Source organism: Frankia sp. R43, assembly GCF_001306465.1.
GTDB classification, from domain to species: Bacteria; Actinomycetota; Actinomycetes; order Frankiales; family Frankiaceae; genus Parafrankia; species Parafrankia irregularis.
Window position 1 is genome coordinate 632032 of sequence record NZ_LFCW01000005.1, and the last position, 13346, is coordinate 645377.

Genomic DNA, 13346 nt, shown 5'->3' on the forward strand with positions numbered 1-13346 from the left:
AGAAGATTCTACGTTCTGTAGAAGATTTTTTGTTGTGAGATCGAGCGACCTGACCGAACTTGCGGGCAGGAAGTTCTACGCGGCGTAGGATCGGTCTATGGCTCGCCTGGGTGACCTGGAACGGTCGGTCATGGACGTCCTGTGGTCCGCGGAGGGCTGGCTGACCGCACGTAACGTCGCGGCCCGCCTGCACCACGAACGCGACCTCGCCTACACCACCGTGCTGACCGTGCTGGAGCGCTTGGAGCGCAAGGGCTTCGTGCGCCGCCAGCGGGCCGCGCGCGCCCACCGTTACGCGGCGGCCGACAGCCGGGAGGCCGTGGTCGCGGAGGCGATGCTGGAAGCTCTCGGCACCGCCGACGACCGGGGCTCCGCGCTCGTCCGCTTCGTTGGCTCGGTGTCCGCGGAGGAGGCCGAGATCCTGCGCCGCGCGCTCGAGCCGACCGGCCCCGCCGACACGCCCGAGGCGACACTCGAGGCCACGCCCGGCACCGAGGGCGGCAGCGGCGAGCAGGCACACGCGTCCACCGAGGCCCCGGCGGCCGGATCCGACGGCGGCCCGGCGCGAGCCGAGGCCGGCACCGACAGCACCCCTGACGCGGCGACCCCGAGCGCCTGACACGTCCAGCGCGCCTGGACGACCAGCGCGCCTGGCGCCGGCACTGCCCCACTCCCCCGCGGCCGCAGGGCCGCAGGGCCGCAGGGCCGCAGGCGAAGAGTTGAGGATTTTGCTCGGCGGCGGCAACCCGAAGATCGACGCACGGGACCTTTGGCCATGACCACCGTCAGGGGACTACCGGACGTCACCGAAGTCACCCGTCAGCTGCCCATAACAGCGACGACCAGCGCATTCGGTCAGATGAGGCTCGCAGTCGGCGCGCAATCGTAGTCAGTCCGGGTGCAGAGCGGTAGCGTCAGGCTGGACATGACGACCGCGGCCCTTCTCGCCCTGTTCGCGTGCGCGCTGGCATGGCCAGCCCCACGCCTGCTGGCCGCCGCCCGTTGGCCGCACCGCTGTCCGCGCGCCGCGATCGTGCTGTGGCAGGCGATCGGCCTGGCCGGTGGGGTGTCCGCACTGCTCGCCGCGGCGGCGTTCACCGTGGCCCCGTTGTCGCAGGGCATCCCCGCCGCGATGGCCGACCACGCGGCCAACCTCCTGGCCGGCGACCCACTCGTCGGGCTCGGCCGGATGAATCTCATCGGTCTCGCGATCGCGGCCGCGCTGGCCGCCCGGCTGTTCGGCGTGTTGGCCGTGTCGACGGCGGCGACGCTGCGCGAACGTCATCGGCACCGGCACCTCGTCGATCTGGCCGGTCACCGGCACCGCGACCACCTGCCCGATCACGCACATGGTCCCGCACACGGACGCAGCGCCGGCCACGGCCAGCCCGCGGAGTCAGGAAAGCCGGCAGGCGTCCCGAACGCGGGCCACGCCAGCCCGGCGGCCGACCCGGCAGGGCCAGTTGGCGACCCGGCAGTGACAGTAGGCGCCCCTGCCGGGCCAGCGGGCGGACCGGCAGGGCCGATGGGCCTGACGGGCGGCGGTGCCGAGCGCCCCGGCGACGGGTGTTCGCTGTGCCTGCACCGGGAACGCAGCGCCGCCCGGCTGCGCATCCTCGACCATCCGGTCGCCGTCGCCTACTGCGTTCCCGGCGGGCGGCACGCGCGGGTCGTGGTCTCCGAGGGGCTGTTGCGGACGCTTACGCCGGAGGAGCTAGACGCCGTCCTCGCGCACGAGGAGGCGCACGTCGCCGGCCGGCATGACCTGGTGATCCAGCCCTTCATGGCCTGGGAGCGCACCTTTCCGTTCCTGCGCCCCGCCCGCGAGGCCACCGCCGCGGTGTCGCTGCTGGTCGAGATGCTCGCGGATGACGCCGCCGCACAGCGGACCAGTGGGCGCACGCTGGCGCGGGCACTGGCCCGGCTCGGGGTGACCCGTGCCGCGGTGCCCGCCGGCACGCTGGGGGTGACCGGCATGCCGCCGGGCACCGCCCCCGAGTCACTGGCGGCGCTGGGCGTCGGCGGGGCCGGCCGCCTCGTCGCCACGATGACCACCTTTCTCGGCGAAAGCTCCGGCGCCCAGCGGCGCAGTCCCGTGCACACACCTGTTGTCACCCGGATCTCCCGGCTGCTCGACCCCCCGACGGTCCCGATCTGGCTGCCCGGCGCGGCCTACCTCACCGCGGTGGCGGTGTTCCTCGCCCCGGTCCTGTTGCTGCTCCTCTGAGGGACGTCCTTTGACCAGTCGCCCCGGCCCGTCGTCGCCCGCATCGGAACCAGACGGCCCCGCGGCCGGCGCGCAGGCGGGACCAAAGTCGCAACCACCACCAAAGTCACCACCGACGTCACCGCCACCAACGCCGACGTCACCGCCACGAACGCCGCTGCCAGCGCTGGCCTCGTCGCCGTCGTCGCGGAGCCAGGCTCAGGATCCGGGTGGTTTCTCCGGCGGTGTCTCCTCCGACACTCGCCACGCGGCAGTACGCGCCGACGTGCGCCGGCTGGGAACGCTGCTCGGTGAGGCGCTCACCCGCCACGAGGGCGCCGAGCTGCTCGACCTGGTCGAACGGGTCCGGCTGCTGGCCCGCGGTGAGGACGCCGGCGCCGAGCTCGCCGCGGTGCTCGACGAGGTCGACGCATCCAGGGCGATTCCGCTGGCCCGGGCGTTCAGCGCCTACTTCCAGCTGGCCAACATCACCGAGCAGCTGCACCGCTCACGGGAGATCTCCGACCGGTCGAGCGGGCGGCTGCAGGCGCTCACCGAGCAGATCGCCGACGCGGTGGCCGACGGCAGCCTGGACCCGGGCCTGCCCGCCGAGGTGATGCGGCGCCTTGAGCTCCGGCCGGTGTTCACCGCGCACCCCACCGAGGCCAGCCGACGCTCCGTGCTGGACACCCTGCGCGGCATCGCGGATCTGCTCGACGCCGCCGACGACCCGCGCCGCCCCGGCGCCGACGACGAACGGCTGGCCCGGCGGCTCGCCGAGATGGTGGACGTCCTGTGGCAGACCGACGAGCTGCGGGTCGAGCGGCCCAAGCCGGCGGATGAGGCCCGGTCCGCCACGTACTACCTGGGGTCGATCATCACCGAGGTCCTTCCGGACCTGCTGGAGGACCTGGACCGGGCGCTGGCCCGGATCGGCGTGGAGCTGCCGGTCACCGCCCGCCCGCTGACGTTCGGCTCGTGGGCGGGCGGCGACCGGGACGGCAACCCGAACGTCACCCCGGCCGTCACCCTTGAGGTCCTGAACCTTCAGCACGAGTTCGGCATCAGGGTGCTCACCACGGCGCTCGACCGGCTGGTCCGTGAGCTGACCGCGTCCACCCGGGTCGTCGGGGAGATCAGTGCCGGGCTGCGGGCCGCGCTGGCAGCGGACCGGGCGGCGCTGCCCGAGGTGTACGACCGGTTCATCCGGCTCAACGCCGAGGAGCCCTACCGGCTCAAATGCAGCTTCATCCTGGCTCGGCTGGCCGCCACCCGGGCCAGGCTCGCCGCCGGCTCCCCGCATGTGCCGGGCAAGGACTACCTGCGGATCACCGAGCTGGTGGACGAACTGGAGCTCATGCGGGCCTCCCTCGCCGCAAGCCACGGTGAGCTGGTGGCGAACGGGCCGCTGCTGCGCGCGATCCGGACCGCGAACGCCGCCGGGCTGTCGTTGGCGACACTCGACATCCGTGAGCATGCCGACGCCCATCACGCGACCCTCGGCGCGATCTACGACCAGCTCGGCGAGCTCGACGTCCCCTACGCCAGCCTGGACCGACCAGCCCGGCTCGCACTGCTGGTGGCGGAGCTGGCGGGGCGCCGACCGCTGCTGGGTGCGGTCCCGCCGCCGCTGCCGGAACGCGCCGCGCGGACCTTCGAGCTGCTCACCACGGTGCGCCGGGCGCTGGACCTGTACGGCGACGGTGTCATCGAGAGCTACATCGTGTCGATGACCAGAGGCGTCGACGACATCCTCGCGGTGGTCGTCCTCGCGCGGGAGGCGGGGCTCGTCGGCACGGGCCGCTCCGCGGGAGCGGAAACCGGCACGGGCACCGGCACGGGCACCGTGGCGGGCACCGGCACCGGCACCGGCACCGGCACCGGCGCCGGAAGCAGCAGCACCGGCGGCGCAGCGGGCACGGGCGGGGCGTGGGCGCGCATCGGGTTCGTCCCGCTGTTCGAGACCGTCACCGAGCTGAGGGCGGCGGGCAGCCTGCTCGAGCGGCTGCTCGCTGATCCGTCCTACCGCTCGCTGGTCGCGGCGCGTGGTGACGTGCAGGAGGTCATGCTCGGCTACTCGGACTCGTCCAAGGATGCCGGCATCACCGCGTCCCAGTGGGAGATCCACAAGGCGCAGCGCGAGCTGCGGGACACCGCGCGGGCCCACGGCGTCGTCCTGCGGCTGTTCCACGGCCGGGGCGGCTCGGTCGGCCGCGGCGGCGGCCCCTCCGGGGAGGCGATCCTCGCCCAGCCGTACGGCACCCTGGACGGGCCGATCAAAGTCACCGAGCAGGGTGAGGTGATCTCGGACAAGTACATCCTGCCCAGCCTCGCCCGGCAGAACCTGGAGATCGCCCTGGCCGCGGTGGTCGAGGCCTCGGTGCTGCACCGGACCTCGCGGCAGCCCGACCAGGTCCTCGCCGGCTGGGACGACACGATGGCCGCGGTCTCGGAAGCGGCGCAGGGCGCCTACCGGGCGCTGGTGGCCGATCCCGCACTGGTGCCGTTCTTCCTCGCCGCGACGCCCGTCGACGAGCTGGGGAACCTCAACATCGGTTCCCGGCCGGCGCGGCGGCCCGGCGGCACCGGGGGGCTCGCCGACCTGCGGGCCATCCCGTGGGTGTTCGGCTGGACGCAGTCACGGATCCTGCTGCCCGGCTGGTTCGGGGTCGGCTCCGGCCTGGCCGCGGCGCGTGCGGCCGGAGCCGGCGACGAGCTGGCCGAGATGTACCGCTCATGGCACTTCTTCCGCACCTTCCTCGGCAACGTCCAGATGACGCTGGCCAAGGCGGACCTCACGATCGCGCGCCACTACGTGTCCACCCTGGTCGATCCCGAGCAGGCCGGCCTGCTCGACGTCATCCGGGCCGAGTACGACCGCACGGTAGGCGAGGTCCTGGGCGTCACCGGCCAGTCGGAGCTGCTGGAGACCGCACCCGTGCTGCGGCACACCCTGCAGGTCCGGGACGTCTATCTCGCTCCGCTGCACGCCCTGCAGGTGTCGCTGCTGGCCCGCACCCGGGCCGCCGGCGACGACGCGGATCCCCGCCTGCGTCGCGGCCTGCTGCTGACCATCAACGGCATCGCCGCCGGCCTTCGCAACACCGGGTGACGCCGCTGACACCCCTGACCCCAACGACACCGCTGACGTCAACGACACCGCTGACCCCGACGACACCACCGACGCCGCTGACACCACCGCGTCGGCGACGCGTGGGCGGCGAGGAGCGGTCGTCAGGCCCAGGACCAGGGTGGCCGCGCTGGCAGCGACGACGACCCACCGGCCGGCCGGGCTCATCGCATCGATCACGGTCGTCGACTCGCCTCCGCCCCCAGCCCCACCCGCTGCCGCCGTGACGGTGACCGCCGTGACGGTGACCGCCGCGACGGACCCGACCAGTGCGACGCCCAGCGACTGGCCGACCTGACGGCTCGTCGAGGCGACCGCCGCGGCCACCCCCGCCTGCTCGACCGGCATGCCGGAGACCGCGGTGTTCGTGATCGGCGCGTTCACCAGCCCGAAGCCCGCCCCGAACACCGTGTAGGCGGTCAGCAGCTGCCCGGTCGAGCTGCCGGCGTCGAAGCCGACCATCGCGAGGCTGCCCAGCGTGAGACCGACCCCCGCCGCGAGCAGCGAAGGCCTGGGGCCGAACCGCGCGACCGCCCGCCCCGACAGCGGCGCGCCGATGATGATGCCCGCCGCCATCGGCAGCGTCACCAGGCCCGCGTGCAGCGGTTGGTAGCCGCGGACGTCCTGCAGGTAGATGGTGTTGAGCAGCAGCGAGCCGCCGAGCGCCCCCAGCGCGCACACCGCGGTCAGCGTCGCCCCCGAGAACGACGCGACGCGGAACAGGCGGACGTCCAGCAGCGGTTCCTCGCGGCGGGACTCGTAGCGCACCAGCAGCGCGACCGCGACGCCGGTGGCGGCGAGCAGGCCGAGCGTCCTGGCGGATGTCCAGCCAGCTTCAGGCGCGGCGATGAGCGAATACGTCAGCGCGGCGAGAATGAAGATCACGAGTACCTGGCCGACCGCGTCCAGGCGCCGTGGCCGCGACGCGCGCGACTCCGGCACGTACAGCTGGGCCAGGGTCAGGGCGATCAGGCCGATCGGGATGTTGATCCAGAAGATCGAACGCCAGCCGACCCACTCGACCAGAACACCGCCCAGTACCGGGCCGAGTGCCATGCTGATTCCGACCACAGCGCCCCAGACGCCGATGGCCCGCGCCCGCTCGCGCGGGTCGGTGAACGTGTTCGTGATGATCGACATCGCCACCGGGTTGAGCATCGAGCCGCCGACGGCCTGCACCATCCGGAACGCCACCAGCCAGTGCAGACTGGGCGCGATGCTGCACAGCAGGGAGCCGAGGGTGAACAGCGCGAGACCGGCCTGAAAGACCCGGCGGCGGCCGAGCCGGTCCCCCATCGAGCCGGCGAGCATGAGCAGGCTCGCCAGCACGATGGTGTAGCCGTCGATGGACCACTGCAGGCCGGCGGGGGACGCGTCGAAGTCGCGCCGCAGCGAGGGCAGCGCGATGTTCACGATCGTGTTGTCGAGCCCGACGATGAGCAGGCTCATCGAACAGATCCCGAGCACGGCGAACCTTCGGTTCCTGCTCAGTTCGACTTCGACCATCGGACGGATCACCTCCGGGGCGGATGTCGGCTCTGCACCCCTTGCGGCGCCGGGGGCCAATTGTTTAGCTTATAGCAACTAACGGATGAGGCTTCCCGGATCTTTCGCCTCGCCCCGGATCGCCCCGCCCACCCACCTCGAGCACCCGGGCACCACGCGCCGCCGCCACCCCGAGCTGGAGCGGGCGGCGCATACCGGCCTGGGTCGCCTGCCGGGCGAAGTGGCATGAAACGGGAGAACCGTCCTGGTCGCCAGAATCGCCCCATGTCGGCATGTCGAGGTATTACGGGGGCCGCCACCGGTGGGCGATCTGCCCTTTTCCTGGACGGCTTCCGGATGACGGCGAGAAGAATTCCGTGGCGTAGCCGATACCACTGCCCACCATGAGTACCGTGCCGGAATGCTCATTGCATCTGGTCGGTGACGCCCGTCGGACAGCGCCCGGATAAATCGGGCGTGGCTGGTCGTGGAGGGGCTGTGGTTGGGGCTTTTCAAGGTCTTCCGGTGGTGAGTGGTGCTCTTCACAGGGGTCTGGAAATCGTGGGTGGGTGGTGGGTAACGTTGGTGACGTGCTTCCGACCTGGGGAGTGCGCATCGGGTGGCACGCTGAATCCCGCCCCGCCCGGTTGGTTGAAGGCGATCTGTGGGCGGGAGCGATTTTTCTGCCGGTGCCGTGGCTGGCTGGTCTGACGTTCGACGGCTGGTGTGGTGCGGATTTCGCAGGTGTGGGGAAGGGTATTTATTTTGTCCCTGATGACTTCGGGTGCTCGCAGGAACCGTCGTTCCATCCGTCGTGGCCGTGCTTTGCTGGTCGCGCCGGTGTTGGCGGCGACGATTGGTGGCGGTATCGCGATGTCCCAGCCGGCGGGTGCTGCGGCGCGGCCGGATGCGCATAGGTTCCTGAGTGCTGTGGTGCCGTGTGAGTCCGGTGGTAATCCGCGTGTGGTGAACTCGATTGGGGCTGGTGGGCTGTTCCAGTTCATGCCGGGTACGTGGCATGCGGTGGGTGGTAAGGGTCTGCCGCAGAACGCGAGTGTGGCTGAGCAGTGGAAGCGTGCGCATATTCTGTATGCGCAGCAGGGTTCGAGCCCGTGGGTGAGCTCGAAGCCGTGCTGGGGCCACAAGGTCTGAGTCGATCGATCGATGCGCTGATCCGGTGTCGCGCGGCCTTTGTGGGTTGGCTGTGGCTGGGTGAGGTGTGGATCAGGGCTGGGGCTACCGCCCTGGGTATGACGCCGGTGCGCCCGTGACGTTCACAAGACGTCCGGGCGTACCGGCGTTTCCGCGTCCGTGTTCATGCGGGTGGTCAGGCTCTGCCCTGCCTGTCGCCGCCAGGTTGGTCACCGCCGCGCGAGCATCCGCGCGGCCCGCTCGGCCAGGAGCCGCACCTCGCCCGCGACGTCGTTCCCATCGACGATGAACTCGAGGATGCCGGGGTCGGTGTAGTACTGATAGATCAGTGCTTCGAGCTGGTCGGCGGTCGCCTCGGCCAGTCCGGTCCGGTCCGCGAGCTCGCGGATGTCCGCCGCGTCCTTGCGGCGTTGGGCGATCAGCTTGGTGGCGAGCAGGAAGCCGTCCGATGCATAGGTCACATGCAGCCCGGGGCCAGGCGCTGGGGTGGAAGCCTCCGCTGGTAGCGGCGGCATCCACATGCCCGCCCTGGTGTTGAGCCAGTTCTCCGGAAGGCCCTCCGCGCGTGCGAGCTCACGGGCCTCGGTGACAACCACGCTGTCTGACGTGATCGCGTCGACGTCCTCGGTGCGCCGCAGATCCCGACCCGACGTCACGGCGACGGCCGCGCCGCCGACGACGAACACCGACCCCGACACTCCTCGTGCACGCAGCCGCTCGTCGAGCCTGGCCAGCAAAGCGACGATCTCGGCCGCGGAGAACTCGTACCGCTCGTTCATGCGGTCAACAGGTCACGGGCGGGGACGAAGACATTGAGACGCTTCAGATCGTCGGGAGTAGCGGCGATCACCTCGTCGGGGTCGAGGAAGGGGTGCTCGGGCACCCAGGGCAGCGGGAGACGCTGCGCTTCACACCAGGCGGGCGGCTCGACTCCTGCCCGGTCGAACTCTCTGCGAGCCAGCGCAGCGAGCAGGACGTCGAAGCCGGGGCTTCCCGTTGACGGCGGCGCGGCCTCCCACGCCCCGGGGCAGCCGTCCTGCTGGTCGAGGAGGAGGCTGAGGTGGTCGCGGCCCTGCAACAGCATTCGCCACGCTCGGTCCTCGTCGCCCATCGCGTGCCGAATCGCCTTGGCAGTCTCCGGTGCGGACATCAGCCGGGAGGAGCGTGCGGCGGCCAGCGCGCTGGCGACCCTGAGTGCGCGGACGCAGAACACCGCGGTCGGCCTGGTCCGGCCCGAACGGTAGGTCGACAGCCTCGAGGCCGAGGTACCCAGCGCGACGGCGAAATCTGCCTGGCTCAGGCCACTGTCAGCCAACGCGCGATCCAGCAACGCGATGACCTCACGGGTGTCCCGATCGGGTTCCACAGGCACCATCCTATCCGTGGGTTATCCGATTAGATAAGCAGACTGGCGAGCGGCCGGGTGCCCGCGGCCGAGGGCGGGTCTCGGCGTGTCCAACGGCTGGACGTCGGCGTGTCGACTTCCACAGGGCAGAAGCGCTGGAACGTCCGCGGCTTCCCGCCCCTGGCGAGCCTTCGGCCCTGTCGGTCCCGTGGGCGGGCCGCCGCCGGTGCCGGGGCGCGCCGCATGAGCAGGGATCTGATCCGCCCGCCCTTTTTCTGGCGAGATATCGCGTGAATCGGGCGATATCGTCCCAGCCTCCCGAAGGAGCTGTGTCGGTATTTCGGTCACTTTGTCTACCGTCATCGGCGGGTGATTTACCTGCGCTCTGAGCCGGTCGGGAGCTGGCCCAGGAAAGAAATTCGCTGCGCACGTGGAGCAGTCGCGGACGCTCTGCACAGGCCGGTTCGCATGCCGGTATTGAACCGGTGACGCTGGCCGTACAGCATCGGGAAAATACGGGCATGGCTGGTCGTGGAGGGGCTGTGGTTGGGGCTTTTCAAGGTCTTCCGGTGGTGAGTGGTGCTCTTCACAGGGGTCTGGAAATCGTGGGTGGGTGGTGGGTAACGTTGGTGACGTGCTTCCGACCTGGGGAGTGCGCATCGGGTGGCACGCTGAATCCCGCCCCGCCCGGTTGGTTGAAGGCGATCTGTGGGCGGGAGCGATTTTTCTGCCGGTGCCGTGGCTGGCTGGTCTGACGTTCGACGGCTGGTGTGGTGCGGATTTCGCAGGTGTGGGGAAGGGTATTTATTTTGTCCCTGATGACTTCGGGTGCTCGCAGGAACCGTCGTTCCATCCGTCGTGGCCGTGCTTTGCTGGTCGCGCCGGTGTTGGCGGCGACGATTGGTGGCGGTATCGCGATGTCCCAGCCGGCGGGTGCTGCGGCGCGGCCGGATGCGCATAGGTTCCTGAGTGCTGTGGTGCCGTGTGAGTCCGGTGGTAATCCGCGTGTGGTGAACTCGATTGGGGCTGGTGGGCTGTTCCAGTTCATGCCGGGTACGTGGCATGCGGTGGGTGGTAAGGGTCTGCCGCAGAACGCGAGTGTGGCTGAGCAGTGGAAGCGTGCGCATATTCTGTATGCGCAGCAGGGTTCGAGCCCGTGGGTGAGCTCGAAGCCGTGCTGGGGCCACAAGGTCTGAGTTGATCGATCGATGCGCTGATCCGGTGTCGCGCGGCCTTTGTGGGTTGGCTGTGGCTGGGTGAGGTGTGTCAGGGCTGGGGCTACCGCCCTGGGTATGACGCCGGTGCGCCCGTGACGTTCACAAGACGTCCGGGCGTACCGGCGTTTCCGCGTCCACACCGCTTGGCCTGAGGCCCTAAGCAGCTCGGCCGGCCTCGACGCGGGCCCACGGGGCTTGGGAAAACCGGGCTCGCAAGGGCCACAGGGCTCGCAAGGGCCACAGGGCTCGCAAGGCCGCGGATTCGCGGGACTCGCGGGCTACGAGCCCGGGGCGATGCTCTCGGCAGGGCCGCCGATGTGGATCCAGTCGGTGCCCGACCCGGAGTACATGTACACACCCTGCTTGTCCGGGGTCAGCGAGTACAGCCGATTCCCCGTCACCACGAACTGGGCACCAGGACCACCCACCAGCTCCCAGTTCGTCGACCGACCCGAATAACGGTAAATATCACCCGAACCCGGCGCTATCGAAAAAAGACCATACCCACCACCGTAAAGCACCACCCCAGGACCACCGATCTGCACCCAGTTCGTCCCCGACCCGGAATACACATACACACCCTGCTTGTCCGGAGTCAGCGAGTACAGCCGATCACCCGTCACCACGAACTGGGCACCAGGACCACCCACCAGCTCCCAGTTCGTCGACCAACCCGAATAACGGTAAATATCACCCGAACCCGGCGCTATCGAAAAAAGACCATACCCACCACCGTAAAGCACCACCCCAGGACCACCGATCTGCACCCAGTTCGTCCCCGACCCGGAATACACATACACACCCTGCTTGTCCGGAGTCAGCGAGTACAGCCGATCACCCGTCACCACGAACTGGGCACCAGGACCACCCACCAGCTCCCAGTTCGTCGACCAACCCGAATAACGGTAAATATCACCCGAACCCGGCGCTATCGAAAAAAGACCATACCCACCACCGTAAAGCACCACCCCAGGACCACCGATCTGCACCCAGTTCGTCCCCGACCCGGAATACACATACACACCCTGCTTGTCCGGAGTCAGCGAGTACAGCCGATCACCCGTCACCACGAACTGCGCGCCGGGCCCTCCGATGACCTCCCACCGGCCCGGGGAACCGAGGTACCGGGAGATGTCACCGCTGTCCCGGCTGGTCGCGAAAAGGCCGTAACCTCCGCCGTAGAGCTTCCCGGTGGGCCCGCCGATCGGAACCCAGTTCGTGCCGGACCCCGAGTACACCTCGACACCGCTGCGGTCAGGGGCAATCCGGTACACCCCGCCGCGCGCTGTGGTCGCGCGGCCCTGCTGCTGCGCCGGCAGGCCGGATGCCGGCACCGCCTGGGCGGACGGCAGGGCAGCGGCGTTCCCGGCCCCGGTGACCGCCGAGCCGCCAGGCACCGAACCGGCGGCCATGCCCGCATCCGAGCCGGAAAGCGGCACGCCGCCGCCCGCGACGGAACCGGTACCGGCGCCCGGGCCGCCTGACGGCGACGAGCCCGTCAGCACCGAACCCGTCTCGACGCCCGGGTCGGCCCCGGGGTCGTCCCCACCGGCCAGACGATCGACAGGCCCGTTGTGCCGGGTCAGCAGAAGCACGGCCGCGACGAGCACCACGAGCGCGGCGACGGCCGCGGCCAGCACGCCGCCGAGCCGGGACCGGCCGCGGCGACGACCACGGCGACGACCGTCGCTGTCCGGCAACGTGGGCGTCGACGACTTCGCTTCCTGCGCGGGCGCGGGCGCGGACGCGGGCGCGGCCGGCAGTGCGGACGCCACCTCACCCGCGGAGTCCTCCGCGCCGCCGAGGGTGCCGACGGTGCCGCCGGCTCCCTCGGAATCCCCGGAATCCCCGGATCCGAACGGTTCCTGCGGGGTGAGGACGTAGCGCGTCAGGTCGGCGAGAACGGTCGGCGGCAGCCAGCCCTCGCCGACGCGAAGCCGTTCGTCTGTTGACTGCCTCCGACACAGGCTGATCAGATCGGTGGGGGTGGGCCGGGCCGCCGGATCCTTTTCCAGGCAGCGCTCCAAAATGCCGCGGATCTGCTCCGGGCAGCTGTCCCAGTCGGGCTGCTCGTTCACGATGCGGTGGAACACGGCGACATCCGCGCCGAACGGCAGCTCGCCGGTGGCCGCGTAATAGGCGGTGGCCCCGAGCGAGAAGACGTCACCCGAGGTGTCCAGGGCTTTCCCGCGAATCTGCTCGGGCGCCATGAAGGCGGGTGTGCCGATCGGTTCGCCGGTTCTGGTGAGCCGCACCGACGACGCCTCGACAGCTCGGGAGATGCCGAAGTCGATGACCCGCGGGCCGTCGGCGGCAAGGATGACGTTCCCCGGTTTCAGATCCCGGTGGATCACGCCCGCCACATGGATGGACTGCAGTGCCTCGGCGACCCCGGCGATGAGCACGAGGACGCTTTCCACCGGCAGCGGGCCCTGGCGGGCGACGGCCACGGCGAGGGAGGGCGCCGCGACGTAGGCGGTCGCCATCCAGGGGCGCGGGGCCTGGGCGTCGCTGTCGATGACCGGGGCGGTGTACAGGCCCTGGACGCGTTGGGCGATCGCCACTTCCTTCTCGAAGCGGCGGCGGAACTCGGGGTCGGAGGCGAACTCCGGCCGGGCGACCTTGAGCGCGAGCGGCCGGCCACCAGGGGTGTAGGACAGGTACACCGCACCCATGCCACCGGCGCCGATCCGGGCCCGGAGCCGGTAGCCGCTGATCTCGCGAGGATCCTGGGGCGTGAGCGGATTGAACACCGCATCCGGGGCCGGCCCCGATCCGTCAGGTGCGCCTGGTGGCGTACCGTTCATCGGT

Annotated in this window: 8 protein-coding genes and 1 pseudogene; 5 read left to right on the forward strand and 4 right to left on the reverse strand. The window is 70.4% G+C overall.

Annotated features, from left to right (window positions below; all coding sequences use genetic code 11):
* The first annotated feature begins 97 nt into the window (after window positions 1–97).
* The 3 genes from ACG83_RS23495 to ACG83_RS23505 all read left to right on the forward strand — a co-directional run bounded on the left by ACG83_RS23495 (window position 98) and on the right by ACG83_RS23505 (window position 5318).
* A complete protein-coding gene (locus ACG83_RS23495) occupies window positions 98–619 on the forward strand; it encodes a BlaI/MecI/CopY family transcriptional regulator (protein ID WP_054568353.1) in 522 nt (173 codons plus the stop codon).
* Window positions 620–925: 306 nt separating this feature from the next.
* Window positions 926–2227 carry a M56 family metallopeptidase gene (locus ACG83_RS23500; protein WP_054568354.1) on the forward strand — a complete coding sequence of 434 codons (1302 nt, stop codon included), beginning with the start codon at window positions 926–928 and terminating at the stop codon, window positions 2225–2227.
* Window positions 2228–2492: 265 nt separating this feature from the next.
* Window positions 2493–5318: a phosphoenolpyruvate carboxylase gene (locus tag ACG83_RS23505; protein ID WP_054568355.1), complete on the forward strand. Its 2826-nt coding sequence runs from the start codon at window positions 2493–2495 to the stop codon at window positions 5316–5318.
* Between the two features lie 90 nt (window positions 5319–5408).
* On the opposite strand, the pseudogene ACG83_RS42725 reads toward ACG83_RS23505, so the two are convergent.
* Window positions 5409–6842: pseudogene (locus ACG83_RS42725) on the reverse strand (MFS transporter); the annotation flags it as partial.
* Window positions 6843–7595: 753 nt separating this feature from the next.
* On the opposite strand from ACG83_RS42725, the gene ACG83_RS42730 reads away from it, so the two are divergent.
* Complete coding sequence (locus ACG83_RS42730; protein WP_083473528.1) at window positions 7596–7973, forward strand: transglycosylase family protein; 378 nt, start codon at window positions 7596–7598, stop codon at window positions 7971–7973.
* Window positions 7974–8182: 209 nt separating this feature from the next.
* Here the strand turns inward: ACG83_RS42730 and ACG83_RS23520 are convergent, their stop codons facing one another.
* On the reverse strand, window positions 8183–8752 hold the full coding sequence (locus tag ACG83_RS23520) for a hypothetical protein (RefSeq protein ID WP_054568358.1): 570 nt from the start codon (window positions 8750–8752) through the stop codon (window positions 8183–8185).
* Complete coding sequence (locus tag ACG83_RS23525) at window positions 8749–9348, reverse strand: helix-turn-helix transcriptional regulator (RefSeq protein WP_054568359.1); 600 nt, start codon at window positions 9346–9348, stop codon at window positions 8749–8751. The genes ACG83_RS23520 and ACG83_RS23525 overlap by 4 nt, the downstream gene beginning before the upstream one ends.
* A 788-nt stretch (window positions 9349–10136) precedes the next feature.
* Here ACG83_RS23525 and ACG83_RS42735 point away from each other — a divergent pair.
* Window positions 10137–10514 carry a transglycosylase family protein gene (locus ACG83_RS42735; RefSeq protein WP_083473528.1) on the forward strand — a complete coding sequence of 126 codons (378 nt, stop codon included), beginning with the start codon at window positions 10137–10139 and terminating at the stop codon, window positions 10512–10514.
* Window positions 10515–10813: 299 nt separating this feature from the next.
* Here ACG83_RS42735 and ACG83_RS42740 read toward each other — a convergent pair whose 3' ends face one another.
* Window positions 10814–13342: a serine/threonine-protein kinase gene (locus tag ACG83_RS42740; RefSeq protein WP_083473482.1), complete on the reverse strand. Its 2529-nt coding sequence runs from the start codon at window positions 13340–13342 to the stop codon at window positions 10814–10816.
* Between the last annotated feature and the right edge of the window lie 4 nt (window positions 13343–13346).

Coding starts and splice junctions, on each gene's coding strand:
- ACG83_RS23495 (WP_054568353.1), top strand. CDS start 98: ATGGCTCGCCTGGGTGACCTGGAACGGTCGGTCATGGACGTCCTGTGG.
- ACG83_RS23500 (WP_054568354.1), top strand. CDS start 926: ATGACGACCGCGGCCCTTCTCGCCCTGTTCGCGTGCGCGCTGGCATGG.
- ACG83_RS42730 (WP_083473528.1), top strand. CDS start 7,596: ATGACTTCGGGTGCTCGCAGGAACCGTCGTTCCATCCGTCGTGGCCGT.
- ACG83_RS23520 (WP_054568358.1), bottom strand. CDS start 8,752: ATGAACGAGCGGTACGAGTTCTCCGCGGCCGAGATCGTCGCTTTGCTG.
- ACG83_RS23525 (WP_054568359.1), bottom strand. CDS start 9,348: ATGGTGCCTGTGGAACCCGATCGGGACACCCGTGAGGTCATCGCGTTG.
- ACG83_RS42735 (WP_083473528.1), top strand. CDS start 10,137: ATGACTTCGGGTGCTCGCAGGAACCGTCGTTCCATCCGTCGTGGCCGT.
- ACG83_RS42740 (WP_083473482.1), bottom strand. CDS start 13,342: ATGAACGGTACGCCACCAGGCGCACCTGACGGATCGGGGCCGGCCCCG.